At 63.7% G+C, this 25860-nt stretch carries 22 protein-coding genes; 11 read left to right on the top strand and 11 right to left on the bottom strand.

Features of this window, described 5'->3' with window-relative positions; genetic code table 11:
- Positions 1 to 155: 155 nt before the first annotated feature.
- On the top strand, positions 156 to 1532 hold the full coding sequence (locus AC07FD_RS24460) for an MFS transporter (protein WP_478351938.1): 1377 nt from the start codon (positions 156 to 158) through the stop codon (positions 1530 to 1532).
- 152 nt (positions 1533 to 1684) lie between these two features.
- Here the strand turns inward: AC07FD_RS24460 and purH are convergent, their stop codons facing one another.
- On the bottom strand, positions 1685 to 3301 hold the full coding sequence (gene purH, locus AC07FD_RS24455) for a bifunctional phosphoribosylaminoimidazolecarboxamide formyltransferase/IMP cyclohydrolase (RefSeq protein ID WP_478351937.1): 1617 nt from the start codon (positions 3299 to 3301) through the stop codon (positions 1685 to 1687).
- A gap of 149 nt (positions 3302 to 3450) precedes the next feature.
- Between purH and AC07FD_RS24450 the strand changes: the two genes are divergently transcribed.
- Positions 3451 to 3759: a putative quinol monooxygenase gene (locus tag AC07FD_RS24450; protein WP_478351936.1), complete on the top strand. Its 309-nt coding sequence runs from the start codon at positions 3451 to 3453 to the stop codon at positions 3757 to 3759.
- Positions 3760 to 3786: 27 nt separating this feature from the next.
- Here the strand turns inward: AC07FD_RS24450 and AC07FD_RS24445 are convergent, their stop codons facing one another.
- The 3 genes from AC07FD_RS24445 to htpX form a co-directional block, all read right to left on the bottom strand.
- Positions 3787 to 5511 carry a heparinase II/III family protein gene (locus AC07FD_RS24445; RefSeq protein WP_478351935.1) on the bottom strand — a complete coding sequence of 575 codons (1725 nt, stop codon included), beginning with the start codon at positions 5509 to 5511 and terminating at the stop codon, positions 3787 to 3789.
- A gap of 147 nt (positions 5512 to 5658) precedes the next feature.
- Complete coding sequence (locus tag AC07FD_RS24440; RefSeq protein WP_478351934.1) at positions 5659 to 7047, bottom strand: RsmB/NOP family class I SAM-dependent RNA methyltransferase; 1389 nt, start codon at positions 7045 to 7047, stop codon at positions 5659 to 5661.
- Positions 7044 to 8063, bottom strand: coding sequence for a zinc metalloprotease HtpX (htpX, locus tag AC07FD_RS24435; protein ID WP_478351933.1), 1020 nt, complete (start codon positions 8061 to 8063; stop codon positions 7044 to 7046). The genes AC07FD_RS24440 and htpX overlap by 4 nt, the downstream gene beginning before the upstream one ends.
- Positions 8064 to 8168: 105 nt before the next feature.
- Between htpX and AC07FD_RS24430 the strand changes: the two genes are divergently transcribed.
- Complete coding sequence (locus tag AC07FD_RS24430) at positions 8169 to 8390, top strand: DUF1674 domain-containing protein (protein WP_095084156.1); 222 nt, start codon at positions 8169 to 8171, stop codon at positions 8388 to 8390.
- A 98-nt stretch (positions 8391 to 8488) separates the two neighbouring features.
- On the opposite strand, the gene AC07FD_RS24425 is transcribed toward AC07FD_RS24430, so the two are convergent.
- Entirely contained in the window at positions 8489 to 9160 is a 672-nt protein-coding gene (locus tag AC07FD_RS24425; RefSeq protein ID WP_478351932.1) for an HAD-IA family hydrolase, read from the bottom strand.
- Positions 9161 to 9327: 167 nt separating this feature from the next.
- Here AC07FD_RS24425 and AC07FD_RS24420 point away from each other — a divergent pair, with 167 nt between their 5' ends.
- The 4 genes from AC07FD_RS24420 to AC07FD_RS24405 all read left to right on the top strand — a co-directional run bounded on the left by AC07FD_RS24420 (position 9328) and on the right by AC07FD_RS24405 (position 13799).
- Entirely contained in the window at positions 9328 to 10197 is an 870-nt protein-coding gene (locus AC07FD_RS24420) for a transglutaminase-like domain-containing protein (protein ID WP_478351931.1), read from the top strand.
- 488 nt (positions 10198 to 10685) lie between these two features.
- A complete protein-coding gene (locus tag AC07FD_RS24415; protein WP_478351930.1) occupies positions 10686 to 11777 on the top strand; it encodes a TadE/TadG family type IV pilus assembly protein in 1092 nt (363 codons plus the stop codon).
- Complete coding sequence (locus AC07FD_RS24410) at positions 11777 to 12106, top strand: hypothetical protein (protein ID WP_478351929.1); 330 nt, start codon at positions 11777 to 11779, stop codon at positions 12104 to 12106. Before AC07FD_RS24415 ends, AC07FD_RS24410 begins: the two co-directional genes overlap by 1 nt.
- A gap of 424 nt (positions 12107 to 12530) precedes the next feature.
- Positions 12531 to 13799, top strand: coding sequence for a class I SAM-dependent methyltransferase (locus tag AC07FD_RS24405; RefSeq protein ID WP_478351928.1), 1269 nt, complete (start codon positions 12531 to 12533; stop codon positions 13797 to 13799).
- Here AC07FD_RS24405 and AC07FD_RS24400 read toward each other — a convergent pair whose 3' ends face one another.
- Together AC07FD_RS24400 and acs are read right to left on the bottom strand one after the other, a co-directional pair.
- Entirely contained in the window at positions 13800 to 14549 is a 750-nt protein-coding gene (locus AC07FD_RS24400) for an MOSC domain-containing protein (RefSeq protein WP_478351927.1), read from the bottom strand.
- Positions 14549 to 16504 carry an acetate--CoA ligase gene (gene acs, locus AC07FD_RS24395; protein ID WP_478351926.1) on the bottom strand — a complete coding sequence of 652 codons (1956 nt, stop codon included), beginning with the start codon at positions 16502 to 16504 and terminating at the stop codon, positions 14549 to 14551. Before acs ends, AC07FD_RS24400 begins: the two co-directional genes overlap by 1 nt.
- 317 nt (positions 16505 to 16821) lie before the next feature.
- Here acs and AC07FD_RS24390 point away from each other — a divergent pair, with 317 nt between their 5' ends.
- On the top strand, positions 16822 to 17094 hold the full coding sequence (locus AC07FD_RS24390) for an usg protein (RefSeq protein WP_457150557.1): 273 nt from the start codon (positions 16822 to 16824) through the stop codon (positions 17092 to 17094).
- Between the two features lie 162 nt (positions 17095 to 17256).
- Here the strand turns inward: AC07FD_RS24390 and AC07FD_RS24385 are convergent, their stop codons facing one another.
- Together AC07FD_RS24385 and AC07FD_RS24380 are read right to left on the bottom strand one after the other, a co-directional pair.
- A complete protein-coding gene (locus AC07FD_RS24385) occupies positions 17257 to 18291 on the bottom strand; it encodes an aldo/keto reductase (protein ID WP_478351925.1) in 1035 nt (344 codons plus the stop codon).
- A gap of 58 nt (positions 18292 to 18349) precedes the next feature.
- Positions 18350 to 19531, bottom strand: a complete 1182-nt coding sequence (locus AC07FD_RS24380; protein WP_478351924.1) for an MFS transporter — start codon at positions 19529 to 19531, stop codon at positions 18350 to 18352.
- A gap of 119 nt (positions 19532 to 19650) precedes the next feature.
- Here AC07FD_RS24380 and AC07FD_RS24375 point away from each other — a divergent pair, with 119 nt between their 5' ends.
- Complete coding sequence (locus AC07FD_RS24375; RefSeq protein WP_478351923.1) at positions 19651 to 20559, top strand: LysR family transcriptional regulator; 909 nt, start codon at positions 19651 to 19653, stop codon at positions 20557 to 20559.
- A 55-nt stretch (positions 20560 to 20614) separates the two neighbouring features.
- On the opposite strand, the gene AC07FD_RS24370 is transcribed toward AC07FD_RS24375, so the two are convergent.
- Positions 20615 to 21664 carry an aldo/keto reductase gene (locus AC07FD_RS24370; RefSeq protein ID WP_478351922.1) on the bottom strand — a complete coding sequence of 350 codons (1050 nt, stop codon included), beginning with the start codon at positions 21662 to 21664 and terminating at the stop codon, positions 20615 to 20617.
- Positions 21665 to 21772: 108 nt separating this feature from the next.
- Positions 21773 to 22435: a YggS family pyridoxal phosphate-dependent enzyme gene (locus AC07FD_RS24365; protein ID WP_478351921.1), complete on the bottom strand. Its 663-nt coding sequence runs from the start codon at positions 22433 to 22435 to the stop codon at positions 21773 to 21775.
- Between the two features lie 153 nt (positions 22436 to 22588).
- Here AC07FD_RS24365 and leuS point away from each other — a divergent pair, with 153 nt between their 5' ends.
- Both leuS and lptE read left to right on the top strand, forming a co-directional pair.
- On the top strand, positions 22589 to 25213 hold the full coding sequence (gene leuS, locus AC07FD_RS24360) for a leucine--tRNA ligase (RefSeq protein ID WP_478351920.1): 2625 nt from the start codon (positions 22589 to 22591) through the stop codon (positions 25211 to 25213).
- Positions 25200 to 25781 (top strand): LPS assembly lipoprotein LptE, encoded by a 582-nt coding sequence (gene lptE, locus AC07FD_RS24355; protein ID WP_478351919.1) that lies wholly within the window; start codon positions 25200 to 25202, stop codon positions 25779 to 25781. The genes leuS and lptE overlap by 14 nt, the downstream gene beginning before the upstream one ends.
- Positions 25782 to 25860 lie beyond the last annotated feature (79 nt).

Raw genomic sequence — 25860 nt, 5'->3', positions numbered from 1 at the left:
GTAACCCATGTATCCGGTTCAAAGTGTTACCCATCTATCGGCTGGACACCGGCAGAGCAATGAGGGGCGGCGCCATGCTTGTTCGTTTGCACCATCACGAAAAAAGATGCAGACATGGCGCGCGACGCGGGCGGAGCGGATGCTGAGGAGGGGACATGGCCGAGGTAACCGTGCAGCGTGCGTCCGGGCGCGGCATCTGGGGATGGATGTTCTTCGACTGGGCGGCGCAGCCGTTCTTCACCGTCGTCACCACCTTCATCTTCGGCCCCTATTTCGTTTCGCGCATGGCGAGCGATCCCAATACCGGCCAGGCAGTCTGGGGCTACGGCATTGCCGCGGCCGGGTTGGTCATCGCCGTGCTGTCGCCGATCCTCGGCTCGATCGCCGACCAGACCGGCCCGCGCAAGCCATGGATCGCGTTCTTCGCCGCGATCAAGATTACCAGCCTTTGCCTGTTGTGGTTCGCGGCCCCCGGTTCCAACCTGTTCCTCATCGTGGCGCTGTTCTCGCTGGCTTCGGTGGCGGCGGAATTCTCGACCGTGTTCAACGATTCGATGATGCCGCGCCTGGTGCCGAAAAGCGAAATCGGCCGCATCTCCAACATCGCATGGGGCCTCGGTTATCTCGGCGGCATGATCGCGCTGATCTTCGTCGTCACCTGCCTGGCCGGCTCGCCGGAGACCGGCAAGACGATCATCGGCCTCGACCCGCTGTTCGGGCTCGATCCGAAACTCGGCGAGGACGCGCGCGCCACCGGGCCACTGTCGGCCGGCTGGTACTTCCTGTTCATCCTGCCGATGTTCTTCTTCACGCCGGATGCCATCAAGGGCATCCCGATCGGGCCGGCGGTGCGCGAAGGCCTTTCAGAGCTGAAATCGACGCTGGCCGAGGTGCGCCAGCGTGGCGGCATCTTCCGCTTCCTCGTCGCCCGCATGATCTACCAGGACGGCGTCAACGCGCTGCTGGCGCTGGGCGGCACCTTCGCGGCGGCGATGTTCCACTGGTCGATCACCGAGATCGGCATGTTCGGCATCATCCTCAATGTCGTCGCCATCCTGGGCTGCTGGGTTGCGGCGCGCCTCGACACCGCGCTCGGTTCCAAGGTGGTCGTGATGATTGCGCTGGTCATGCTGTCCATCGCCACCGTCGGCGTCGTCTCGACCGGTCCGGGCTTCACGCTGCTCGGTCTGATACAGCTGTCGACGGCCGATTCGGGCGGCCTGTTCGGCACGGCGGCTGAAAAGGCCTATATCCTGTACGGCCTGTTGATCGGCCTGGCCTTCGGGCCGGTGCAGGCATCGTCGCGCTCCTACATGGCGCGCAGCGTCACGGCGGCGGAATCCGGCCGCTATTTCGGCATCTATGCCCTGGCCGGGCGGGCAACCAGCTTCCTGGCGCCGTTCCTGGTGGCAACCATCACTGCCGTCAGCGACTCGGCGCGGCTCGGCATGGCGGTGATCATCCTGTTCCTGGGCATCGGCATGGCGATCCTGATCAGGACGCCCTATCCGGCGGACCAGCCGGTGGAATGAGAGACGTTCGATAATTCTACTCCGCCGGCCGGCTGGCCCGGTTTTCTACGCTTCCGGTGCTCACGGACTTGCATGTCCGCTCCGCTCCGGTTCTCGAAAACCACGCCATCCGACTCAGCGGAGCGAATTCTCAAACATCTCTCTGCCGGCAGCTAGTGCCGGAAGTGTCTCACGCCGGTAAACACCATGGCGATGCCGTGCGCGTCTGCGGCGGCGATCACGTCGTCGTCGCGCATCGAGCCGCCGGGCTGGATGACGGCGGTGGCGCCGGCTTCGATCGCCGACAGCAATCCATCGGCGAAGGGGAAGAACGCGTCGGAGGCGACAACCGAGCCCTTGGTCAGCGGTTCGGCAAGGCCCGCCGCCTCGGCCGCGTCGAGCGCCTTCCGCGCGGCAATGCGCGAGGAATCGACCCGACTCATCTGGCCGGCGCCGATGCCGACGGTGGCGCCGTCCCTGGCGTAGACGATGGCGTTGGACTTGACGTGCTTGGCGATACGGAAGGCGAATTTCAGGTCGGCCATTTCGGCCGCTGTCGGTGCGCGCTTGGTCACCACATTCAGCTCAAGGTCGTCGACCACGGCATTGTCCCTGCCCTGGACGAGGATGCCACCGGCGACGGATTTGACCGTCGTGCCAGGCGTGCGCGGGTCTGGCAGGCCGCCGGTGACCAGCAGGCGCAGGTTCTTCCTCGCCGCGACGATTGCGGCGGCCTCGTCGGTCGCGTCGGGTGCGATGATCACCTCGGTAAAGGTTTTCACGATTTCTTCCGCCGCCTCGGCATCGAGGGTGCGATTCATGGCGACGATGCCGCCGAAGGCCGAGACCGGATCGCAGGCGAGCGCCTTGGCGTAGGCTGCCTTCAGTGACGAGCCCTCGGCGACGCCGCACGGGTTGGCGTGCTTGATGATGGCGACAGCGGCGGAGCGGTTCGGATCGAATTCGCCAGCCAGTTCGAAGGCGGCGTCGGTGTCGTTGATGTTGTTGTAGGAGAGCTGCTTGCCCTGCAGCTGGCGTGCCGTGGCGACGCCCGGCCGCTTGTCGCCATTGACGTAGAAACCCGCGCTCTGGTGAGGATTCTCGCCGTAGCGCATCACCTCGACCAGCCTGCCGCCAAAGGCGCGCCACATCGGATGCTCGATCACGAGCGCCTCGGCGAACCAGCCGGAGATCGCCGCGTCATAGGTGGCGCTGCGGGCAAAGGCCTTGGCCGCCAGCTTCTTGCGGAAATCCAGCGACAGCGAGCCGATGTTCATCTCCAGCGCGCTCAGCACCGAGGCGTAGTCGCCGGGGTCGGTGACGATGGCGACATAGGCATGGTTCTTGGCCGAGGCGCGGATCATCGCCGGGCCGCCAATGTCGATGTTCTCGACAATCGCGGCATAGTCGGCGCCGGAGCGGCGGACCTCCTCGAAGGGATAGAGATTGGAAACGACGAGATCGATCGGCTCGATGCCGTATTTGCGCATCGCAGCCGAGTGCTCGGGGTCGTCGCGCACACCAAGCAGTGCGCCATGCACGCTGGGATGCAAGGTCTTGACGCGGCCATCCATGATCTCGGGAAAGCCGGTGAGCTCGGAGACGTCACGCACCGCCAGGCCAGCCTCGGCGATCGCCTTTGCCGTGCCGCCGGTCGAGACCAGTTCGACGCCGGCAGCCGCCAGCGCCCTGGCGAAATCGATCAGCCCGGTCTTGTCGAAGACGGAGAGCAGGGCGCGACGCACCGGAACGAGGTCAGGTGCTGGAATGTTCTTGGCGGCGACGGCCATGGGCGGCGGCCTTTCACGGCTGGTGTGGTGTGTGCCCGCGCCGTAGCACATGAGGCCCGGAAATCAAGCGTCGCGCGTCATTCGACGGTTTCATATGTAATTTGCCGGCCCCGGATATAGGCTCCTCTTCTCGTCAATGGAGGAAACTGATGGCATTTGGCCGTATTGGCCAGTTCACAGCGTTGCCGGAAGCGACGGAGCAATTGCGGGCGATCTATGAAACCGAGGCGATCCCCGCTATCCGCGCCGCAAACGGCAATATCAGCGCAGTGCTGCTGCAGCAGCATCAAGCGCGCGACACATTCATGGCAATCACCATATGGAGCACCGTCGAGGACGCAGAGCGCTATGACCGCAGCGGCCAAGCGGCGGCGATGGTCGACAAGATCCGCTTCGCCTTCGCCGGCCCGCCATCGCTCAGCACCTATGACGCCTTCGGTATCTCGCCACAGGCTTGAGCGAGCCGACTGTTTTCGCGCGCCAGATCAGTTGTTCTCGGGATAGCCGGCGATGCTGGTGCGTGTCAGCTGCCAATGGACTTCGGCGACGTCCGAGGCTTTGAAGGCAAGCACGATCTGGCGGCTGCGGCGCGGGCCGCCAAGGCCGGCGAAATAGATCGATTCCTCGACCTCCGGCACCACTTCGCTGGAGGTGAACACCCAGGTGTCGGCCTGATCACCGGCCAGGACCAGCCGATCGTGCTCGTCCTGCAGCAGGTTGACGTCGGGATGGACGTGGAAGCGGATGGTGACGAAGTCGCGGCCATTGTTGCGGATCGCCGCATTGCCGGGCCGCAGAAAGCGGTCCCTGCCGGCCAGCACGTTGCCATTCTGCGACAGTTTCAGCTCGCGCTCATGCAGGAAGCCGAAGCGCGGGACATAGCCGTCATGGCGGGCGATGAAACCTTGAATTCCTTTCTGGTCGGTGCGCTTGCACTGCACCTGCTGCGGCCCGCCGATCAATGGTGAGCCGAGCAGGTCGTTGACACGCAACGAATGGCTGAAGCGTGCCGACGAGGTATCGTTGATGGTGGCGGTCGAGTGCGCGGCGGTGGCGCGCGCCAGCGGCCGGAACTCGGCGACGCCATAGGTGTCGATGCCGGCGTTGACGATGTAATGCTGGCGGCCGGACGACAGTTCGAAGGCGAGGCATCCGGCGTGCGCGGCATTGGACACGTCGACCGGCGGCGGCAGGCCGGTGTCGGCGATGACGGTGACGCCGCCCATCGACAGGCGCTCATAGCCGGAATGCGGGGCATGCAGCAGCGGCGAGCCGGCGGTGTCGTCGTGACGCAGGATGGTGGCGATGCGATCGTGGATGGTGGCGCCCATGCCGTTGAAGCGGGCGAGGCTGCCGTCCTGATGACGGAAGAAGCGCAGCGCCGGCAGCATGCGGTCGATGGCGCCGATGAGGGCCTGCGGCGGCGTTTCGGCCTGGTTGGCATAGGTCTGGCGCAGCGGCAAAAGGTCGGCGAGGATTTCCAGGACGACCATCGGATTGCGTGAAATGTGACCGCCATCGGCAAGGATCTGGCGGTCGAGCTCCGCGGCGAGGTTGCGGGTGGCGCCGCGCAGCGCCGATGCCGGCGCCGGCAAGGACAGGGCGGCGAAGGCCAGCGCGATGCGGGCGCGCAGCCTGTCCTTGCCATCCGGCATTTCGCGCGCCATCGACCTGAGGTAGCGGATCTGGACGGCAAGCGTCTTCAGGAAGGCGCGGTAGAAGGGGAATTCGGCGCCCTGCAGCACGACCGAGGAATGCTGCAGCCAGGCGATGATGCGCTTGGCCGTCGTGCCGGGCTCCCAGCCGATGCCGGAAATATGGCTGCCATGGATGGTGATCCAGTCGGAGACCAGCGCGCGAGCGTTGGCGGCGGCGAGCTCGGTGCCAGCGGCGCGCATGTGGCGCAGCCAGCGAAAGCCGTGCAGCGTCTTTTGCCAGCCATGGTTGGGCACGTTGATCTGGAAGGGCGACTTGCCGCCGGTCTCGACCAGATGCCCCGACAGGGGATAACGGCCGTAGTAGATCTCGAGCGCGATCTGCGGGTCGGCCAGACGCAGGTCCGGCGGTGCGATCAGCACACGTTCGGGCGTGCGGCCGGAATAGCGCCAACGATAGATCGGCCCGGCACGCAAGCGCCGACGCGTCTTGCGCCAGAACTCCTTCGCGACAAGCGTCCACAGACGCGTCGTGTTGCTGGCAGCAAGTGCCAAATCCCCTCCTGATCGTCCTCTACCCCGGCGCAAGTCTACATGATTGCACGACTCGTGCGAAGGCGAATTCCATCGGACGGCGCCGGCTCACCCGGTCCCGCCCCCGACTCTCCCTAAAAAAGTCAATAAATCCCGGTGGTTAAATATTTAGCCGGCTCTGCGCATGCGGGCGGCGAAGAAGCCGTCGAGGCCCGAGCGTTCCGGCGCGCCGAGGTCCAGATCGGCGGGCGTGGTGCGCAATGTGCCTTGCGGCGTCAGGAACGGATCGATGCCTGCGATCTCGCCTTGCTGCAGCGGATCGTCGGCTATTTCAGCCGTCCCGGCCAGAAAGGCGCGATAGAGGTCCTCGCCCTCGAGCGGGTCGAGAGAACAGTTGGAAAAGACGATCTTGCCGCCGGGTTTTACCAGGGTGACGGCGCGGGCGAGCAGCCTGCGTTGCAGGTCGGCCAGCTTTTCAACATCGGCCGCCGTCTTGGTCCATGGCACGTCGGGATGTCGCCGCACCGTGCCGGTCGACGAGCAGGGCGCGTCGAGGAGCACGGCGTCGAACAATTCCTTCGGCTCGTATTTGGTGAGGTCGGCTTGGACGATGTCGGCGGACAGGCCGAGGCGGTCCAGATTTTGCGTCAGCCGCACCAGCCGGTTCTTCGACGTGTCGATGGCGGTGACATTGGCGCCGGCGAGAATGAGCTGCGCGGTCTTGCCACCGGGAGCGGCGCAGAGATCGGCAACGCGAAGTCCCCTGACATCACCGAACAGCCGCGCCGGCAGGCTGGCGGCGGCGTCCTGGACCCACCAGGCGCCGTCGGCAAAGCCGGGCAATTCGGTGACGGGCCCGGCAAGCTTTTCCACCCGAATTGTGCCGGTCGGCAGAACGATGCCGCCGAGCCGCTCGGCCCACAGTTCGGGATCGGCCTTGACCGAGAAATCGACCGGCGCTTCGTGCCGATGTGCTGCGAGAATCTGCCTGGCCTTTTCATTACCGTAGGCAGCCTTCAGCCGGTCGGAGAACCATTTGGGCGCTTCGTCGGTGGCGGCAAGGGCGGCAGGCAACTCCGTTTCCTTGGCGCGCGCGAGCGTGCGCAGCACGCCGTTGACCAGGCCGGAAAAACGCACCGTGCGCGGATCTGATTTGGCGTGGGTCACCGCCAGGTCGACGGCGGCGCTGTCGGGAATGTCGAGGAACAGGATCTGTGCCGCCGCCACGTGCAATATGTGCGACAGCGCGGTGGCGTTGGGCGGCAGTGGCTTTTCCAGCCGGCGCGCCAGCAACCCGGTGATGGTCATGCGATAGCGCAGTGCGGTGACCAGGATGGCACGCACCAGGCCGCGATCGCGCAGGTCGAGCGCTCTGTACTGCGGATGGCCGTTCTCGTGGTCGGTGAGCCCGTCGAGCGGCGTCCTGGCGTCGATAACTGCGGCAAGCAGGCGCGCCGCCGCCTTGCGGGCGGCGAGACCGGCAACGAAGTCGCCGCCATCCTTGTGTTCCTGATCGCCTGAAACTGTGCGTCGAGGTCCTCTGCCCGCCACGCTCACGACCACCGGCCTTTGGGCCCGGTCGGGTTGCGCCCCCATGGATTGGGCTTCGGTTCAGCCGATTCCGCAGGCTGTTCAGGTCGCGCTGCCTGGCCCCATGGGCCTGACGGCGGCTGTTCGTCCGGCTGCCGGGGCGCCGGGGCCTGGCGTGGTGCGACTCGAGTGTCGCTGCCTTCCATCTGGCGCGCCATCGCCTGCAAGGCGGCGATGCGGTTTTCGGTGCTTGGGTGGGTGGAAAACAGACTGTCCATGCGCTCGCCGGAAAGAGGATTGATGATGAAGAGATGCGCCATTGCCGGATTGCGCTCGGCATCGGGGTTGGGAATGCGTTCGGCGCCGCGAGCGATCTTGTCAAGGGCGGACGCCAGCCAGAGCGGGTGTCCACAGATTTCGGCACCGCGCCGATCGGCCTCGTATTCGCGGGTGCGGCTGACCGCCATCTGCACGATCATCGCCGCAAAGGGCGCCACGATCATCGCCGCCAGCACGCCGACAAAGCCGAACGGATTGTTGTCGCGATTGCCGCCAAGGAAGAAGGCGAAATTGCCAAGCATCGAGATGGCGCCGGCAAAGGTGGCGACGATGGTCATCGTCAGCGTGTCGCGGTGCTGCACATGGGCGAGTTCGTGCGCCATCACCGCGGCGACCTCTTCATGGCTCAGCCGCTGCAGCAGGCCGGTGGAGGCGGCAACAGCGGCGTTCTGCGGGTTGCGGCCGGTGGCGAAGGCGTTTGGCTGCGGATTGTCGATCAGATAGGTCTTCGGCATCGGCAGGCCGGCCTGTTGGGCCAGTGACTGAACGATGGCGTAATATTCGGGCGCGTTCTTTTCGTCGACTTCAACGGCGCGGTTCATCGACAGCACCATCTTGTCGGCGTTCCAGTAGCTGAACAGATTGGTGCCGGCGGCAATGACCAGCGCGATCATCATGCCGCCCGATCCGCCGATCAGAAAGCCGACGCCCATGAACAGTGCCGTCATCGCGGCAAGCAGCATGGCGGTGCGGAGTGTGTTCATCGTCTGCTCCTGTCCCTGTGGCGGTGAAAAGGGGTCGATCGTTGCGAGGTCATCGCTATATGATGGGAAACGCCAGTTCCTGTTTCAATCCGCCGGACATATCGCATGAACGACGAAACCAGTAAAACCGATGCCGACCTTGGCCATGACATCCAGCCAAAAGCGCTGACGCCGGAGGCCAGCCGTGCGCTCGCGGAAGCCGAAGCAAGGCGCGTGAAATATCTGGAGAAGGAGGCCGCGACGCCGAAGGAAATCGGCGGCCGTGGCGGAAAGGAACCCGGCCGCTACGGCGACTGGGAGGTCAAGGGCCTGACCAGCGATTTCTAATGCATGTCGCGCAAAAGTGGCCTCGGTTTTGCGATAACGACATGCACAACAAGAAGGCCTAAAGCGCGTCGCTTGAATCCGTTTCAACTCGACGCGCTTCAGGAAGCCGCCGCGCTTCGTATCTGCTCCAGACCAAGCTGGCCCTGGGCGTCGGCGACCGCCGTCAGGTTGCTGTAGTCAAAAATGGTTTCGTGCGGCGTGTCCATCTTGTGCTGGTGCGTCGCGGTGATCACCACCACCGTGGCGCCGGCCGCCTCGCCCGCCTGGATGCCCGGCGTTGCGTCCTCGAAAACCACGCAGTCGTGGGCGTCGAAGCCAAGCCGTTCGGCCGCCAACAGGAAGCAGTCGGGAGCAGGCTTGCCGTGAACCACGTCTTCCGCCGTGACCATTGTCGCCGGACGCGGGATGCCCGCCGCTTCGATCCGCACCAGCGCAAGCGCGAGCGGCGATGATGTTACGATGGCCCAGCGATCCGGCGGCAGCGCACCCAGGAATGCCGCGGCGCCGGCGATGGCATTGACCCCTTCGACATCGGCGATTTCGGCCCGTGTAATCTCGTTCGCCTCGTGCTGTGGGTCGACCCCGGGAAGTGCCAGCCGGCGGACGGTCTCGATGGCGCGCCTGCCATGCATCGTTGGCAGGAAAGTCGCCACGTCGAGGCCGTGCCCCATCGCCCAATTGCTCCAGACGCGTTCCGCGGCCGCGGTCGAATTGAGCAGCGTGCCATCCATATCGAAGAGGAAGGCCGCGAATTTCTTGCCTGCGAACATGGTTTTCCTTGAATTGGGGGAGCGCTTATGGCGGTCGCCGAACCTAACGTCGCGGCGTCGGTATGGGAAGGCGCGAGGGCCACCTTTTCGATAGTCCCAGGGAACCACAGTACGTCCTCTCGCGTTTGAGCAAAACTGTTTTCCACGACGATCGAAGGGGGACTGCGATGCTGATCCGGCTCGGCTACGAAATCGCCATTGAGTGCACCGCGGCCACCCCGGTGATTTCGCTGCTCGAGATCCACAAGGACAGGCAGGCCGACATAAAGCGGCAGACGCGGGTGCTGACGTCGCCTGCGGTGTCGACCAGGCTCTACCACGATCTCTACGGCAATGGCTGCCGCCGCTTCACCGCGCCCGCCGGCGGTTTTCGCATCCTTTATGACGCGGTCGTCGAGGACAGCGGCGAGACCGACGAAGTCAACACGCTGGCCAGGGAAGTGCCGGTGGCGGAACTGCCCGACGAGGTGCTCGGCTATCTCCTCGGCAGCCGCTATTGCGAGACCGATCACCTCAGCGGCCTGGCATGGCAGCTTTTCGGCCATGTCCCCTCGGGTTGGGCGCGGGTGCAAGCGATCGTCGACTATGTCCACAACCGGCTCTCGTTCGGCTACGGCTATGCGCGTTCGACCCGCACCGCGGCACAGGCGCATGAGGAGCGCGTCGGCGTCTGCCGTGACTTCGCTCATCTGGCGATCACGCTCTGCCGCTGCATGAACATTCCGGCGCGCTATGTGAACGGCTATCTCGGCGACATCGGCGTGCCGGCCGATCCGGCGCCGATGGATTTCTCGGCATGGCTGGAAGTGTTCCTCGACGGCAAATGGTACGCGTTCGATCCTCGTCACAACACGCCGAGGGTCGGCCGCGTCGTCATCGCGCGCGGCCGCGACGCCACCGACGTGCCGCTGCTGCACAGTTTCGGCCCGCACCGGCTCAGCCTTTTCAAGGTGTGGACCTACGAACAGGAAGGCAATCTGTTCAATCCGCCCTATCACGGCATCGACAGGACGGTCAGCGCGCAGATGCTGGCCTAAGGTGTGCCGATATTCAGGTGATGCCGGCCTGCAAACGGCAGCTTCCTGCGCTTCCGGTGCTCACGTACCCAAAAGTACGCTCCGCTCCGGTTCTCGGAAACCACCGTTTTCGACACGGCCTGACCTGAATCTCAACACACCTTAATTCCCGGCAGCCGGACGCGTGTGCTTCGGTCGGTTCGCGCATCACTTTTGCACTGCGGGTTCTGGACAGCTGGTCCGCTTCGGCACAGAAGCCCTGTGCCGCTACAGGACGTCATCGGGCATTGCGTGATCCCTTGGCTCGATCATGGTAAGCGGCTGGTAAACGAAGCCGGAAAAGTATTTTTCTATTTACCGGTCATTCACCTTTGCGCAGCTCTCAACCTAACAAAAACAATAGGTTGTTGGCGAACGGCTGGCCTTCTGTCTCGTAGCGGCGTTACCCGGCCGGAATCCTGCATTGTCCTTCCCGCGGCGACGAGGCCGAGGCGAGTGGAGGCTGCAGGATGCGGAATTACGGGGGTCTTGTTCACGCGGTTGGCGCCTTCGCCAGGCATCGTGGTGGAAATTTCGCAGTCCTGTTCAGCCTTACCGCCTCGGTCTTGGCGCTAGCCGTTGGCTTTTCCGTCAACGTAACGCAGCTCTACAATGCCAGATCGAGCCTGCAGGGCGTGGTCGACGCCGCGGGCACGTCGACGGCGCGCGACCTGACGACCGGCGTCATCAGGGAAGCCGATGCCAACAGATCGGTGCAGGCCTTTCTCGATGCCAACAGCCAGGCAGGCATCCTGCAGGCTGATCAGATCGTGCTCGACAGGCTGATTGTCAGCAGGACCGCCAAGACGGTCCAGGTGGACGCCCATGTCGATGTCGCCCTGTATTTCCCGATGTTCAACATGGGTGACATAAAGCGCGTCGCTGCTTCCACAACGGCGCTCTATTCTGACAAGACCATCGAAGTGGCGATGATGCTCGATGTGACCGGGTCGATGGGGCCGAACATCTGGGCCAAGACCAACAAGATCGGCGACCTGCAGATTGCCGCTTCCGGGGCTGTCAAGGATCTGCTGGACAACAACATCGATCCGAGAAATCCGCGTGTGCGTGTGGCGATTGTTCCCTACGCCGAAGCTGTGAACACTGGCGGTCTTGCTGACAGTGTCCTCGTCGAGGAGAAGGGTGGGCCGGACCTGCCGCCACCCTTGGATGCTCCGGTTTCGGTGTCGGTGACACCAGCGCCCGACAAATGCGCCACCGAACGCAAGGACAAGGATGGCTATGCCGACACTTCGTCCGACGGACCTTCCACGTCGCGGTGGGACAGCAACGGCAAGGAGTACCTGGCCAAAATCAATCGGGACGATCACATGAGAACCTGCCCGACGCCGGACCTCATCCCGCTGTCGGCCGACGAGGACAGACTGCTCGACACGATCGATGATTTCAGCGCGGCTGGCGTGACCGCCGGCGGTATCGCCGCGCAGTGGGGCTACTACATGCTTTCACCCTCGTGGCGCTCGACCATCGTCAATGCCGGGCTGGGTGCAGGTCCCGCCAATTTCGACAAGAGGAAAGTCGCCAAGGTCGCCATCCTCTGATGACGGACGGCCAGTTCAACACAGCCTTCGTCGGCGAGCGCGGCGCGCCAAAATCACAGAATGCCGGCCAGATGTCGCGCGACAATGCCGAGGGCATTTGCGCCGACATGAAGCGCGTCGGCATCGAGATATTCACGATCGGCTTCGATCTGAACGATCCAACCATGACGGCGACTGAACGGGACCAGGCAAAAAGCGTGCTCCAGGACTGCTCCACGGCGGATACGTCGTCGCTGAAGCACTATTACGAGGCGGCCACAGGGACGGAATTGAAGCAGGCGTTCGACGACATCGTCCAGAACATCGAGAAGATCACCGTCACCAAATGAGTCTTTGAGCAGCGGACAGTTCCGCGGGTTATTGGTCCAAAAGGAAAAGGCCGCCGCTTCTCTCGAAGCCGGCGGCCTTCCGTGTTTCCGTCCGTGGCGCGGCCAATGGCGGTGACCCGTGAGGTCACCTACCGCGCATCTCGCGCCTTAACGGGAAGTCTGCTTCCCGAAAGTGCAATCCGCTGAGGCCACGTTCTGGAAAACGAAATCACTCGACATCGGATCACCTCCTTTCGATTTGTTGAACACACAGAGATGATGGGGTCTGATTTGGCAAATGGCAAGGCGTCACCCTCAAAAAGCCGGGTGTGTGTCTTTCCGGACATGCTGGCCAGACAGGCTGGCCAGATGGGCTGCCAGACGGGGTGGCTTGCGATCCGGGGGCAAACGGACAACATTGGCGCTCTGGCTTTGGGGAGGAAGCATGGACGCCACCGACAAGGCCGCGCGGATCGTTCGAACGGTTGTTGAAACGCTGAAGCCGGGCTTTGCCGTCAAGTTGTGGACGGGCGAGCGGATCGGTCCCGCAGACGGGCCCGTGCTGACCATCAACGACCAGGACATCGTCTGGCAGATCGTTCGCCGACCGTCCCTATCGACCCTTATCGAAATGTGGATTTCCAAGGCAGTCGATATCGAGGACGGATCGCTGTTCGATTTCTATGCCCTGCCTTCGACGGGCAAGCCGCGGACGAAGCTGAAGGCATTGCCGAAACTGGCGCTTGTGCGCGACCTGCCGGCGGTACTGTTTTCGAGAAAGCAGATGGCATCGCGGGTCGATCTCGCCGGTCGCAACCCGTTCGTCAGCGGCTCGAGCAAGGAGGCGATCCAGCACCACTACGACATCTCCAATGCCTTCTACGGGCTCTTTCTCGACGATCGCATGGTCTACAGCTGCGGGTACTTCAGGGATTTCGCCAACGGCATCAATCAGGCGCAGGTCGACAAGCTCGACCATATCTGCCGCAAGCTTCGGCTGAAGCCCGGCGAAAGACTGCTCGACATTGGCTGCGGCTGGGGCGCGATGCTGATCCATGCCGCGAAAAATTATGGTGTTATCGGCCACGGCGTCTCGCTGTCGGAAGCCCAGACAATGCTGGCCCGCGAGCGCATTCGCGCCGAGGGGCTGGAGGACAAGATTACTATCGAGATAAAGTCCTACGCGGAGCTCACCGGCACCTTCGACAAAATATCGTCCATCGGCATGTTCGAGCATCTGGGCCTGGCAAACCATGCCGCCTATTTCTCCGCTGTCCACCGGCTGCTGAAACCGGGCGGCATCTATCTGCATCACGCCATCACAAGGCGCAGCAAGGGCGACATGAAGAAGACCCTGCGCAAGGGCCCGGAATACAAGGCGCTGATCAAGTACATCTTCCCGGGTGGCGAACTCGACACGATCGGCATGACGCTTGGCAATCTCGAAGCGCATGGTTTCCTCGTCTACGATGTCGAGAACCTGCGTGAGCACTATGCCCGCACCTGCAGGCTGTGGGCGGAGCGTCTGCACGCCCGCTTTGACGAGGCGATCGCCGAGGTCGGCGAAGCCAAGGCACGCCTGTGGCTGCTTTACCTGACGGGCTGTTCGATCACCTTCGAACGCGCCTCGGCGCAGATTTTCCAGACCGTCGTCACCAAGCGTGCGCGGGGGTCGAGCGGCTTGCCGCCGACGCGGGCGGATCTCTACCGGTGATCAGACGAATCGCATCGCCGCGCCGATTTCGACGCGGGCCGGTCGATCGACCGTGCAGTAGACGCCGAGATTGTGCGCGTTGTAGCGGACCAGATTGCGCAGGATGGCCGGGTCGTGGTCGAAACCATCCTGGGCGATGATGGTGAAGCCGCAGCGGCGGCACGGCTCGGAGATGGTCAAGAGCAGATCGCCGATCGCCAGCTTGCGGCCGATCCATTCCGTCTCCGGGAACGATCCTTCGACCGGCGCCATGTCGACGACGATGTTGGGGCGGAAGCGTCGCGGATCGGGCACGCCTTCGGGGTGCAATGCCTTCAGCCGTGCAAGCGAAGCCGTGGTCAAAAGGTGGATCGGGGCCTTGCGGTAACGCTCGGCGGTCAGCGGTCCGGAATAACCAGGCGCCGCGTGTTCCCTCCGAAACGGCCGGATCGAGGCCGCGAAGCCGAGATAGGCGGAAACGGCGCGATCGCTTGCGGCTCCCGGTGCCGCCAGCCAGTCGCCGTCCCGAATGGCAACCTCCAGTTCGCCGGTTGGCGACAACCGGGTCCTGATGCGCGGCACCTTGTGCCATTTCGCATCGCGGTCGGGCCGCGCGATTTCGTTGTCGGTGGCATCGACGAGACCGAACATGCGGTCGCCGTCGATGCTTTCCTGATCCATCGAAATCGCGTCCAGGCGTTCGCCGGCGAGCGAACTCGCCGGATAGCGCCAAAGCTCGGTGACCGAACCCATCGCGACTGTCGATTGCATCAGCTTTTCTTGTTCTGCCGGTTGGCGATCAGGTCCTCGACGACGGCCGGATCGGCAAGTGTCGAGGTGTCGCCGAGGGCCGAAAAATCGTCCTCGGCGATCTTGCGCAGGATGCGGCGCATGATCTTGCCCGAGCGTGTCTTGGGCAGGCCGGGCGCGAACTGGATCTTGTCGGGCGAAGCGATGGCGCCGATCTCCTTGCGGACATGGGCAATCAGTTCCTTGCGCAATTCCTCGCCAGTCTGTTCGCCGGCCATCAGCGTGACGTAGCAGTAGATACCCTGGCCCTTGATGTCGTGGGGGTAGCCGACGACGGCCGCTTCCGAAACCTTGTCGTGACTGACCAGTGCGGATTCGACTTCGGCCGTGCCCATGCGGTGGCCGGAGACATTGATGACGTCATCGACGCGGCCGGTGATCCAGTAATAGCCGTCGGCGTCGCAGCGGCAGCCGTCGCCGGTGAAGTACTTGCCCTTGTAGGTCGAGAAATAGGTCTGCACGAAGCGCTCGTGGTCGCCATAGACGGTGCGCATCTGGCCCGGCCAGGAATCGGTGATGCACAGATTGCCGTCGGCCGCGCCCTCCAGCACCTTGCCCTCGCCGTCGACCAGCTGCGGCTTGACGCCGAAGAAAGGCCGCGTCGCCGAACCTGCCTTGAGGTCGGTGGCGCCGGGCAGCGGGGTGATCAGGATGCCGCCGGTCTCGGTCTGCCACCAGGTGTCGACGATCGGCACCTTGCCGTTGCCGATGACGTTGAAATACCACTCCCAGGCTTCCGGATTGATCGGCTCGCCGACCGAACCCAGCACGCGTAGCGACTTGCGCGATGTCCTGGTGACATGCGCATCGCCAGCGCCCATCAGCGCGCGCAATGCCGTCGGCGCGGTGTAGAAGATGTTGACCTTGTGCTTGTCGATGACTTCCCAGAAGCGCGACTGCGACGGATAGTTCGGCACGCCCTCGAACATCAGCGTGGTGGCGCCGTTGGCGAGCGGCCCGTAGACGATGTAGCTGTGGCCGGTGACCCAGCCGACATCGGCGGTGCACCAGTAGATGTCGCCGTCATGGTAATCGAAGACATATTGGTGCGTCATCGAGGCATAGACGAGATAGCCTGCGGTGGTGTGGAGCACACCCTTCGGCTTGCCGGTCGAGCCTGAGGTGTAGAGGATGAACAGCGGATCCTCGGCCTTCATCTTCTCCGGCTTGCATTCGGCCTTAACCGTCGCGACCTCGTCGTGGTACCAGACGTCGCGTCCGGCCACCCAACCGGTCTTGCCGCCGGTGCGGCGCACAACCACTACCTTTTCGACTTTCGTTCCGGCCTTGGCGGCGATCTCGATCGCCTTGTCGGTGTTGTCCTTCAGCGGGATCGGCTTGCCGCCGCGCAGGCCTTCATCGGCGGTGATGACGAAGGTCGACTTGCAGTCGTCAATGCGGCCGGCCAGCGCGTCCGGCGAGAAGCCGCCGAAGACGATCGAGTGGATGGCGCCCAGCCGCGTGCAGGCCAGCATCGCGTAGGCGGCTTCCGGGATCATCGGCATATAGATGGTGACGCGGTCGCCCTTCTTGACGCCGTGCTTTTTCATCACATTGGCGAGCCGGCAGACATGCTCGTAAAGCTCGTTGTAGGTGATCTTCTTGTCGTCGTAGGGATTGTCGCCTTCCCAGATGATGGCGGTCTGGTCGCCGCGCTTCTTCAGGTGGCGGTCGATGCAGTTGTACGAGACGTTGGTCAGCCCATCCTCGAACCACTTGATCGAGACCTTGCCATCGAACGAGGTGTTCTTGACCTTGCTGAAGGGCTTGAACCAGTCGATGCGCTTGCCATGCTTGCCCCAGAACTTGTCCGGGTTCTTGACGCTGTCGGCATACCATTTCAGGTAGGTGTCATTGTCGATCAGTGCGTTTTTCTTCCACGCCGGCTGGACGCGATGGACATGAACCTCGGACATTCTTCACTTTCCTCCCGAACCAATCCGCCGGCTTGAAACGCCGGCGGGATCGCGGCGACGCGGCCGCGAATTCGGCGGCATTATTACCAGTTCCTCCGTTACGGCAATATTAGACGTTGGATTCGCGTGGCGTGATGCCGCAGACAGACTTGCGCCGACTGTCAGCACTCAGGCGATGCCGCTGCTAACTGCATGTTTTCGCGCGGAAAACCCGTTCTTGATCAGGAAAAATCAATAGACAGTTAAGCAACGGCGCGCACAATCCAGCGTTGGGAGGAACGGAGACTCAACCAAGGGATCGTCCAAGGGGGACTGCAATGCACGACCATTCCGAAATGGACCTGATGCTTAGGGGATATGGCCTGACCACGGCCAAGATTCTTTACCATTTTCCCGATCATCCGCACCTGCTGCAGAGCTACATCTGGCAGGACTACGACATCGCTCCGAAGTTTCCGGTCCTGATCCGGTTCATCGAGTTCTGGAAGACCAGGCTCGACGGCCCCCTGCATTCGGTTGTCTACACGCATCAGAAGCTGATCGCGCCGAACGAATGGCGCAAAGTCGACGGCGAGTTTGTGCTGCATTAGGGTGTGCCGATATTCAGGTGAGGCCGGCCTGCGAATGGCGGTTTCCTGCGCTTCCGGTGCTCACGTACTATAAGTACGCTCCGCTCCGGTTCTCGGAAGCCACCATTCTCGACTCGGCCTGACCTGAATCTTGACACACCCCGATCCCGAACGGCTGATGTGTTAGACCGCCGGCGGGTTAAGCCGGGCGAAACCTTCCTGGCGGCGATAGGGGAAATATGGGTAGGGCGCGGTGACTTCGCTTGCCACGTCGAGTTTCCCGATCTGCTCCGGCGTCAACGTCCAGCCGATGGCGCCGAGATTTTGGCGCAGCTGTTCTTCGTTGCGGGCGCCGATGATGACCGAGGACACGGTCGGGCGCTGCAGCAGCCAGTTGATGGCGATCTGCGGCACCGTCTTGCCGGTTTCTTCGGCCACCGCGTCAAGGGCATCCATGACCCGGTAGAGATGCTCATCCTCGACCGGTGGGCCGAAGCTGGCGGTGTCGTGCAGCCGGCTCTTGTCCGGCAGTTTTGCTCCCCGGCGGATCTTGCCGGTCAGGCGGCCCCAGCCGAGCGGGCTCCACACCAGCGCGCCGACGCCCTGGTCGAGGCCAAGCGGCATCAGCTCCCACTCGTAGTCGCGGCCGACCAGCGAATAGTAGACTTGGTGCGCGATGTAACGCGGATAGCCGTGCCTGTCGGCTTGTGCCAGCGACTTCATCACTTGCCAGCCTGAGAAGTTGGAGACGCCGACATAGCGAAGCTTGCCGGAGCGCACCAGCTCGTCCAGCGTCGACAGCACCTCCTCGATCGGCGTGCCGGCATCGAAGGCATGCAGCTGCAGCAGGTCGATGTAATCGGTGCCGAGCCGACGCAGCGCGTCGTCCACGGATTTGATCAGCCGCGAACGCGACGAGCCGTAGTCGGCCGGGCCGTCGCCCATCGGCAGCGCGGTCTTGGTGGAGATGAGCACCGCATCGCGGCGGCCTTTTATGGCTTCGCCAAGCACTTCTTCCGACGCACCGTTCGAATAGACGTCGGCGGTGTCGAACAGATTGACGCCGGCTTCGAGGCAGATGTCGACCAGCCGCCGCGCTTCCCTGGCGTCAGTGTTGCCCCAGGCGCCGAACAGCGGGCCTGCGCCGCCAAAGGTTCCCGCGCCAAATGAGAGTGCGGGCACTTTCAGGCCCGATGCACCGAGACGTCGATAGTCCATTTTCGTGGCTCCTGGTGGTTTGGAAAGGGATGTCGAAGGCGATCCGGTTTTGCCGGCGTTATGAGCGGACCGAGAGAGGCTCGCCGATCGTAGGGCTGCGATCGAGACGCAGTGCCAGTCCCGCCACGGCGAGTGCGGTGAGCGGCAGCAGGGCGGCCACCCAGGTGAGCGAACCCAGGCCGAAGCCCTGGGCGATCACCGCGCCGCCAAGCCAGGCGCCGGCGGCGTTGCCGAGATTGAAGGCGGCGATGTTGAAGGACGAGGCAAGGCTTTGGCCCGCACCTTGCGCCTTTTCCAGCACCCACATCTGCAGCGGCGCCACGGTGGCGAAGGCGGCGGCACCCAGCAGGCCGACATAGATCACGGCCATTACCTGGCTGTGGATGGCGAAGGTCATGGTTGCGAGCACCAGGGCCAGCACCACGAGGCTGCCCAGCACGGCCGGCACCAGCCAGCGATCGGCGACCTTGCCGCCGGCGAGATTGCCGGCGATGAGACCGCCGCCGAAGACGAGCAGGATCGGCGACACAGCTGCTTCGCCAAAACCGCTGATCTGCGTCAGCAATGGAGCAATGTAGGTGAAGACGGCGAAGACGCCGGCATAGCCGAGCACGGTGGTGGCGAGGCCGAGCAGCACGGGCGTGCGGCGCAGCACGGCGAGGTCGGCGCGCAGGTCGCTCTTTTCGGGCGCCGTCTGGCTGCGTGGCACCAGAGCCAAGATGACGGCGAAGGCCGCCAGGCCAACCACGGTTACCGCCCAGAAGGTCGCCCGCCAGCCAAAGGCCTGGCCGAGCCAGGTGCCGAAGGGCACGCCCAGGATGTTGGCGATGGTCAGGCCGGTGAACATCAGTGCGATCGCCGAGGCCTTCTTGTTGGGCGCGACCAGCCCGGTGGCGACCACCGAACCGACACCGAAGAAGGTGCCATGGGCAAAGGCGGTGATGACGCGGGCGCCCATCAGCGTCCAATAGTCGGGCGCCAAGGCACAGGCGAGATTGCCAAGCGTGAAGATTGCCATCAGCGCCAGAAGCACGGTCTTGCGCGGCCAGTTGCCGGTGGCGATGGTCAGCAAGGGCGCGCCGATGACGACGCCGAGCGCATAGCCCGAAATGAGCTGGCCGGCGGCCGAGATCGAGACGCCGAGATCCTTGCTGACGTCGAGCAGCAAACCCATGATGACGAATTCGGTGACGCCAATGCCGAAGGCGCCGGCGGCGAGGGCGTAAAGAGCAAGAGGCATGGCGATTTCCACTTCGATGAGGATGAGCGCCGTCCCGCGCCCCGACCCGAAAGATCGTGTCGCCATGCATTGTGAACCAGACTTGCGCCGGGCACATTTTCTGTGAAATAGATTCACAAATGGCCAGGCCTGATATCAATCGCTCCGGCGAGATCGAAGTGTTCGTGCGCGTCTTCGAGGAAGGTAGTTTCTCTTCCGCGGCACGCGCGTTGCGCATGACGCCGTCGGCGGTCAGCAAGCTGATCGCGCGGCTGGAGGCCCGGCTTGGCGCGCGGCTGGTCAGCCGTTCGACGCGAAAACTGCAACTGACACCGGAAGGCACCGCGTTCTACGACAGCGGTCTGCGCATCCTGGCCGACATGGCGGCGGCCGAGCAGGAAGCCGCGGCAGGGGCGGCGCCACGCGGACGGCTGCGCGTCAACTCCTACGTTCCCTTCGGGGTGCACCGGCTGATCCCGCTCCTGCCACGCTTCCTTGAACGTTACCCCGAGATCTCGGTCGATCTGGTGCTGACCGACAGTGTCATCGACCTGATGGCGGAACGCGCCGATGTCGCCATCCGCGCCGGGCCGCTCGGCGAATCACGGCTGGTGGCGCGCAAGCTCGGGCAAAGCCCGGTGGCGGTCGTTGCAGCACCTTCCTACCTCCGGACGCATGGCACGCCTCTAACACCGGCCGATCTCGACAGGCACAACCGCATGGGCTTCGGTTTCGTGCGGCATCTCGACGGCTGGCCATTCCTCGATGCGGCCGGCAACGCCATCATGGTTCCGATCACCGGCAACACGCTGGTCAGCGACGGCGAGGCAATGCGGCTGATGGCGCTGGCGGGCGCGGGCATTGCCCGGCTGGCGCGCTGGCACGTGGCAGCCGATATCAGGGCCGGCCGGCTGGTGCGGTTGCTCGAGGATTTCAATCCGGGCGACGAGGAGGCCACCCACGCCGTCTATGTCGGCCAGGGCCGGCATCTGCCGGCGCGGGTGCGCGCCTTTCTCGATTTTCTTGGCGAGAGCGTGCGGCTGACCTAAGGCGAGACGGCTCTCGGGAGTTCGTGGGCTCCCGAGATGTCTGTGCTGGCGGCGGCTATGCTTTCGGCGTGAACGGCGCCGGGCGGCGGCCGGCGGCCTGGCGCTCCACCATCCAGCCGGGATATTCGGCCGGCAGGGCGCTGACCTCATCGAGACGGACAAGATCGTCGGCGTCGAGCTTCAACTGGGTGGCGGCAAGGTTCTGTTCGAGCTGCTCCATGCGGCTGGCGCCGATGATGACGCTCATCACGAAAGGCTTTGCCAGGACATAGCCGAGCGCCACCGTGGCAACGCTCACATCGTGCTTTTTGGCGATCTCGCGCATGACGGCGACGGCCGCCCAGGCGCGCTCCTCGTTGACCGGCGGGAAGTTGAAGCTTGCCCGGCGGCCTTCGCCATTACCCGGCGCGCCGGGACCGTATTTGCCGGAGAGCAGACCGCCGGCCATCGGCGACCACACCATCAGGCCAAGCTTCTCCTCGTTGATGAGCGGCACGATTTCGCGTTCGAGATCGCGGCCGGCGATCGAATAATAGGACTGGATGGTCTCGAAGCGGGCAAAACCCTTGCGGTCGGCGATGCCGAGCGCCTTGGCGATGCGCCAGGCCTGCCAGTTGGAGACGCCGACATAGCGGACCTTGCCGCTGGCAACCAGATCGTCCAGCGCCCGCAGCGTCTCGTCGATCGGCGTCACCGTGTCGGTGCCGTGCAACTGATAGAGATCGATATGATCGAGTTGCAGCCGCTCGAGACTGGCATCGACCGAATCCATGATGTGGCCGCGTGAGGAGCCACGCTGGTTCGGACCGTCGCCCATGGCGCCGTGCACCTTGGTGGCGACGACCACCTTCTGCCTGTCGACGCCGAGATCCCTCAGCGACTGGCCAAGCAGCCGCTCGGACTCGCCAAAGGAGTAGACGTCGGCCGTATCGAAGAAATTGACGCCGGCGGCCAGCGAGCGCGCAACGATTTCGTTGACGCCCTTCTGGTTGAGGCTGGCGATCAGGCCCCATTGGGCGTTTTCGCCGGCGGCGCCGAAGGTCATGGTGCCGAGGCAGAGTTCGGAGACGAACATCCCCGTATTTCCAAGCTGGTTGTAACGCATGGTGGAAGCTCCAGGAGAATGGTGATGACACCAAGCAAATAGGAACGATACGTTTCGTTTCTAGTGTTGGCACAACGAGGCTGCCAGATTGGCCTAAAGTCCGCGGTGTCAGCGGCTGCCGAAGATCGCCGAGCCGACCCGGACGCTGGTGGCGCCGAAGGCGACCGCCGTTTCGTAGTCGCCGGACATGCCCATCGACAGTTTGGCGACGCCGGCCTCATGCGCAAGCTTCTCCAGCAAGGCGAAGTGAGGACCTGGGTTCTCGTCGGCCGGCGGGATGCACATCAGGCCTTCGATGGCGAGGCCATGGACATCACGGCAGCGGGTGACAAAGGCGACCGCGTCGCGCGGTTCGATGCCGGCCTTCTGCGGCTCGGAGCCGGTGTTGACCTGGACATAGAGCTTCGGCGCGCGACCCTGCCTGGCGATCTCCCTGGCGAGTTCGACGGCGATCTTGTCGCGATCGACCGTCTCGATGACATCGAACAGCGCTACCGCCTCCTTTGCCTTGTTCGACTGCAGCGGACCGATCAGATGCAGTTCGATGTCGGCAAAAGCCTCCTTCAGCGCCGGCCATTTGCCTTGCGCCTCCTGCACGCGGTTTTCGCCGAAGACGCGCTGGCCGGCCTCGATGACCGGGCTTGTGTCAGCGGCGTCAAAGGTCTTGGAAACCGCGACCAGCGTTACCGCGCCAGGATCGCGGCCGGCTTCGCGCTCGGCGGCGGCGATCTTGGCCTTGACCGCGAAAAACTGCTGAACGGCGTCACCCATATGCAAATCCCGCTGTTTTGATCCGCGTTTTTGACCGACGCGAGACCCATATGGTTGACGGGTTTGCCAAACCATGGTGAACACCCGGACCATATCCAATGAACTGCCGAGCTGTCGCCCGCAGTCCGCATGCTTTTAAGTGAAAAACGTCCCATGGCAACCGAACGATACAATCCGCGCGCGTCAGAGCCCAAATGGCAGAAGGCCTGGGACGCCAGGAAGCTTTTCGAAGCGCACAATGACGATCCGCGCCCGAAATACTACGTGCTGGAAATGTTCCCCTATCCGTCGGGGCGCATCCATATCGGCCACACCCGCAACTACACGATGGGTGACGTGGTGGCGCGCTACAAGCGGGCCAAGGGCTTCAACGTGCTGCACCCGATGGGCTGGGACGCCTTCGGCATGCCGGCCGAGAACGCGGCGATGCAGAACAAGGTCCATCCCAAGGAATGGACCTACCAGAACATCGCCACCATGCGCGAGCAGCTGAAGGTCATGGGCCTGTCGCTGGACTGGGCGCGCGAATTCGCCACCTGCGATGTCGACTACTACCACCGTCAGCAGATGCTGTTCCTCGATTTTGTCGAGAAGGGCCTGGTGACGCGCAAATCCTCCAAGGTCAACTGGGATCCGGAGGACATGACCGTTCTCGCCAACGAGCAGGTCATCGACGGACGCGGCTGGCGTTCGGGGGCGCTGGTCGAACAGCGCGAACTGACGCAGTGGTTCTTCAGGATCACCGATTTCGCGCAGGACCTGCTGGATTCGCTCGACGGCCTCACCGAATGGCCGGAAAAAGTGAAACTGATGCAGCAGAACTGGATCGGCCGCTCCGAGGGCCTGCTGATTCGCTGGCCGCTGGCCGACGCCATCGGCGGCGAGCATGAGCTGGAAGTCTATACGACAAGGCCCGACACCATTTTCGGCGCCTCCTTCATGGCTGTCGCCGCCGATCATCCGCTGGCCAGGAAGGCTGCCGAGACCAATCCGGCGCTGGCCAAGTTCATCGACGAGGTCCGCCATATGGGCACTTCGGTGGCGGCGCTGGAGACGGCTGAGAAGAAGGGCTTCGACACCGGCATCCGCGTCGTTCATCCGTTTGATGACAGCTGGACGCTGCCGGTCTATGTCGCCAATTTCGTGCTGATGGAATACGGCACCGGCGCCATCTTCGGCTGTCCGTCCGGCGACCAGCGCGACCTCGACTTCGCCAACAAATACGGCCTGCCGGTGATCCCGGTGGTGATGCCGGAAGGCGAGAATCCAGGGAGCTTCCAGATCATCGATGAAGCCTATGTCGGCGACGGCGTGATGATCAATTCGCGCTTCCTCGACGGCATGAAGCCGGATCAGGCGTTCGACGAGGTCGCGAAACTGCTGGAGCAGAAGACCATCGGCAACCGGCCGATGGCTGAGCGCAAGGTGAATTTCCGCCTGCGCGACTGGGGCATTTCGCGCCAGCGCTACTGGGGCTGCCCGATCCCGATGATCCATTGCGAGGATTGCGGCGTGGTGCCGGTGCCGAAGGCCGACCTGCCGGTCAGGCTGCCCGACGATGTCGATTTCGACCGGCCGGGCAATCCGCTCGACCGCCATCCGACCTGGCGCCATGTCAAATGCCCGCAATGCGGCAAGGATGCGCGTCGTGAAACCGACACGATGGATACGTTCGTCGATTCGTCGTGGTATTTCGCACGCTTCACGGCGCCCAGAGCGTATGAGCCGACCGATCCCAAGGCAGCCAATGAGTGGCTGGCGGTCGACCAGTATATTGGCGGCATCGAGCACGCGATCCTGCATCTGCTCTATTCGCGCTTCTTCACCCGCGCCATGCGCGAGACCGGCCATGTCGATCTGGCCGAGCCGTTCAAGGGCCTGTTCACGCAAGGCATGGTGGTGCACGAAACCTATCGCGTCGGCTCGGCGTCGAATGGCCGCTGGCTGGCGCCTACAGAAGTGCGGCTGGAGGACGACGACGGCAAGCGCCGCGCCATCGACATCGCCACCGGCGAGGCGGTGACGATCGGCCCGCTCGAAAAGATGTCGAAATCGAAGAAGAACACGGTGAGCCCGGAAGACATTACCGACGGCTACGGCGCCGACACGGCGCGCTGGTTCATGCTGTCGGATTCGCCGCCCGAGCGCGATGTCGAATGGACCGACGATGGCGCCGCCGGCGCGCATCGCTTCATCCAGCGCATCTGGCGCCTGGTGTCGACGGCCGCCGAGACGCTGGCGGGCGTCGAGCCGGTGGCGGCCAATGCCGGCGAGGCGGCAGCCGTCTCCAAGGCGGCGCACAAGATCCTGAAGGCGGTCGGCGAGGATATCGAAAAGCTCGCCTTCAACCGCGCCATCGCACGCATCTACGAACTGGCCAATGCGCTGACCACGCCGCTCAACGATGTGGCCGAAGGCAAGGCTGATGCGGCGCTGAATGGCGCTTGCCGGCAGGCCGTGGAGATACTCGTGCATCTGATCGCGCCGGTCATGCCGCATCTGGCCGAGGAGTGCTGGGAAACGCTCGGCGGCACCGATCTGATCGCCGAACGGCCGTGGCCGGTCTTCGATCCAGCACTGGTCGTCGACAACGAAGTTACCTATCCGGTACAGGTCAACGGCAAGAAGCGGGGGGATTTGACAATTGCCCGCGACGCGGACCAAGGTGCGGTCGAAAAAGCGGTATTGGCCCTCGACTTCGTGCAGAAAGCGCTCGAAGGTAAGGCTCCGCGCAAGGTGATCATCGTGCCGCAGAGGATCGTCAATGTCGTTGCCTGATCGAAAGACAGAGCTGGGCCGTTTGCTGCGCCGCTTGGCGCTTGCCGGCCTGCTCGGCTCGCTTGCGCTGGCCTCGGCCTGCACGGTGCGGCCGCTTTATTCGAGCGCGCCGCTGTCGACCAGCTCGACCGGCAGTGCCAATTCCGAACTGGCGTCGATCGGCATCAAGCCGGTCAACACGCGTTTCGGGCAGCAGGTGCGCAACAATTTGATCTTCGGATTTGGACGAGGCGCTGGCGAACCGGCCTCGCCGGCCTATTCGCTCTTTCTCGGCGTGGGCGAAGCCGTCGAATCCGCGGCACTCGTGCAGGTCGGAACCGACGAAGACGAGCCGACCGCTGGTTCCGTGACGCTGACCGCCAACTATACGCTGAGCGATGCCAAGACCGGGGCAAAGATCGCGTCCGGGAGGCGTTCGATCACCTCGTCCTTCGACAGGCCGCGTCAGGAATTCGCCTCATACCGGGCACAGATCGACGCCGAGAACCGTGCCGCGCGCGAACTGGCCGAAGCGCTGCAACTGTCCATCGCCCAGGACCTGGTCAAGTACGGCAAGACGGCCGGCTAGCGCATCATCGTTTCGAACGCTCCCGCCTCAAAACGCGGGTATGGCGGGCAATGGTGACGTTGATCACGCGCGCCCAAAG

The sequence above is a fragment of the Mesorhizobium waitakense genome (genome assembly GCF_056431085.1).
The sequence above is the reverse complement of the archived record's forward strand: the minus strand, read 5'-3'. Positions and strand labels throughout refer to the sequence as shown.